Source organism: Acinetobacter sp. CY73 (genome assembly GCF_059515865.1).
The window spans coordinates 1-2,371 of sequence record NZ_JCAKMZ010000039.1; the positions used below are offsets into that span (position 1 = coordinate 1).

The window sequence follows — 2,371 nt, forward strand, 5'->3', positions numbered from 1 at the left end:
GGATCACAGGATATTTGCCGCCTCCCCGGAGCTTATCGCAGGCTATTACGTCTTTCATCGCCTCTGACTGCCAAGGCATCCACCACATGCACTTAATTACTTGACTATACAACCCCAAACAGTCGTTTGATCTTACAAGCAGATCAATCAACATACAGTTTGAAATACTGTGAATTTAATCACCGTACAGCTTCAATCTAATTCATATACCAAAACGCTTGATTCAGTTAATCGCTAGTTTCTCATCACTTCTTATTCAACTTCTCACTCCGCTTGCGCTCTGTGAGTGGTTGTTTAATTAGCTCTGAGCCTTAAACAATTTATTTCAACTCAAATATATGCTGTTAATGATTAACTACGTCCTCATCGGATCGCAGGTAACTGTGATAAATCACAGAAGTTAATAAGCTTAAACTTATTAAATTCTGTAATCTGCGCGAAGCATAGCTTCTTGCTTAAATTTCAAGTAAAAGCTGCGCTTTTATCATCTTGAAATTTGGTGGAGACTAGGAGAGTCGAACTCCTGACCTCCTGCGTGCAAAGCAGGCGCTCTACCAACTAAGCTAAGTCCCCAGCTTATCACTTATATAGATTCGATGTATCTTAAGTCATGGTGGGTCTGACAAGACTTGAACTTGTGACCCCACGCTTATCAAGCGTGTGCTCTAACCAACTGAGCTACAGACCCTCAGATACATCTTCATGAAGAACAACTTGTTGTGGATTCTTACCGATCGTCAATCTTTCGTTAAGGAGGTGATCCAGCCGCAGGTTCCCCTACGGCTACCTTGTTACGACTTCACCCCAGTCATCGGCCACACCGTGGTAAGCGTCCCCCCTAAGGTTAGACTACCTACTTCTGGTGCAACAAACTCCCATGGTGTGACGGGCGGTGTGTACAAGGCCCGGGAACGTATTCACCGCGGCATTCTGATCCGCGATTACTAGCGATTCCGACTTCATGGAGTCGAGTTGCAGACTCCAATCCGGACTACGATCGGCTTTTTGAGATTAGCATCCTATCGCTAGGTAGCAACCCTTTGTACCGACCATTGTAGCACGTGTGTAGCCCTGGTCGTAAGGGCCATGATGACTTGACGTCGTCCCCGCCTTCCTCCAGTTTGTCACTGGCAGTATCCTTAAAGTTCCCGGCTTAACCCGCTGGCAAATAAGGAAAAGGGTTGCGCTCGTTGCGGGACTTAACCCAACATCTCACGACACGAGCTGACGACAGCCATGCAGCACCTGTATCAGAGTTCCCGAAGGCACCAATCCATCTCTGGAAAGTTCTCTGTATGTCAAGACCAGGTAAGGTTCTTCGCGTTGCATCGAATTAAACCACATGCTCCACCGCTTGTGCGGGCCCCCGTCAATTCATTTGAGTTTTAGTCTTGCGACCGTACTCCCCAGGCGGTCTACTTATCGCGTTAGCTGCGCCACTAAAGTCTCAAAGACCCCAACGGCTAGTAGACATCGTTTACGGCATGGACTACCAGGGTATCTAATCCTGTTTGCTCCCCATGCTTTCGTACCTCAGTGTCAGTATTAGGCCAGATGGCTGCCTTCGCCATCGGTATTCCTCCAGATCTCTACGCATTTCACCGCTACACCTGGAATTCTACCATCCTCTCCCATACTCTAGCCAACCAGTATCGAATGCAATTCCTAAGTTAAGCTCAGGGATTTCACATTTGACTTAATTGGCCACCTACGCACGCTTTACGCCCAGTAAATCCGATTAACGCTCGCACCCTCTGTATTACCGCGGCTGCTGGCACAGAGTTAGCCGGTGCTTATTCTGCGAGTAACGTCCACGCACCTAGAGTATTAATCCAGGGCGCCTCCTCCTCGCTTAAAGTGCTTTACAACCAAAAGGCCTTCTTCACACACGCGGCATGGCTGGATCAGGGTTCCCCCCATTGTCCAATATTCCCCACTGCTGCCTCCCGTAGGAGTCTGGGCCGTGTCTCAGTCCCAGTGTGGCGGATCATCCTCTCAGACCCGCTACAGATCGTCGCCTTGGTAGGCCTTTACCCCACCAACTAGCTAATCCGACTTAGGCTCATCTATTAGCGCAAGGCCCGAAGGTCCCCTGCTTTCTCCCGTAGGACGTATGCGGTATTAGCGTTCCTTTCGAAACGTTGTCCCCCACTAATAGGCAGATTCCTAAGCATTACTCACCCGTCCGCCGCTAAGTGATGTAGCAAGCTACATCTCCCCGCTCGACTTGCATGTGTTAAGCCTGCCGCCAGCGTTCAATCTGAGCCATGATCAAACTCTTCAGTTTAATATTGCTTAGTGCCTATAGGGCACCAATCTTGGCTCATCAATCTTCTGACAAATATTTCTCAAATAAACTTCGAGTCATTTC

Annotated in this window: 2 tRNA genes and 2 rRNA genes; all 4 read right to left on the reverse strand. The window is 48.5% G+C overall.

Going from position 1 to position 2,371, the window contains the following annotated elements:
• A 23S ribosomal RNA gene (locus tag AC5YD2_RS14595) occupies positions 1-106 on the reverse strand; the annotation flags it as partial.
• A gap of 391 nt (positions 107-497) precedes the next feature.
• Positions 498-573, reverse strand: a tRNA-Ala gene (locus tag AC5YD2_RS14600).
• 38 nt (positions 574-611) lie between these two features.
• A tRNA-Ile gene (locus AC5YD2_RS14605) sits at positions 612-688 on the reverse strand.
• 61 nt (positions 689-749) lie between these two features.
• A 16S ribosomal RNA gene (locus AC5YD2_RS14610) occupies positions 750-2,287 on the reverse strand.
• Between the last annotated feature and the right edge of the window lie 84 nt (positions 2,288-2,371).